The sequence below is a fragment of the Lactobacillus sp. UMNPBX16 genome, assembly GCF_002553775.1.
Lineage (GTDB): Bacteria > Bacillota > Bacilli > Lactobacillales > Lactobacillaceae > Lactobacillus > Lactobacillus crispatus.
In genome coordinates, this window is sequence record NZ_PCYU01000106.1 from 1 (window position 1) to 326 (window position 326).

At 44.2% G+C, this 326-nt stretch carries 1 protein-coding gene; it reads left to right on the plus strand.

Annotated elements, in window-relative coordinates:
• Positions 1-203 precede the first annotated feature (203 nt).
• Positions 204-326: class I tRNA ligase family protein (locus tag CP367_RS10725; RefSeq protein WP_143469244.1), on the plus strand; the 123-nt coding region annotated here is incomplete at its 3' end.

A 326-nucleotide genomic window follows, 5' to 3' on the forward strand; every position in this document is an offset into this window, starting at 1 on the left:
GGCTTACTGCAGTATCGCCGTCCGGACGCTCGTATTGCGGCGGTCAACAAGGAACCGATTCAAGTTCCGCCGCAAACCACGATGATCGTTAACGATGCGGTGCAAGAATTCGCTCAAGTTAAGGCCTGACTATGATATACTAAAAATAATGATTTTTTGAGATTGAAATTTGATTTCACATTCAAGGAGAAAGGAAGCTGAACATGGCAGATAAACCAACATTTTACGTAACCACACCAATCTACTATCCATCAGGGCGGTTACACATTGGAAATGCATACACCACAATTGCATGCGACGTTTTAGCCCGTTACAAGCGGCTTCAA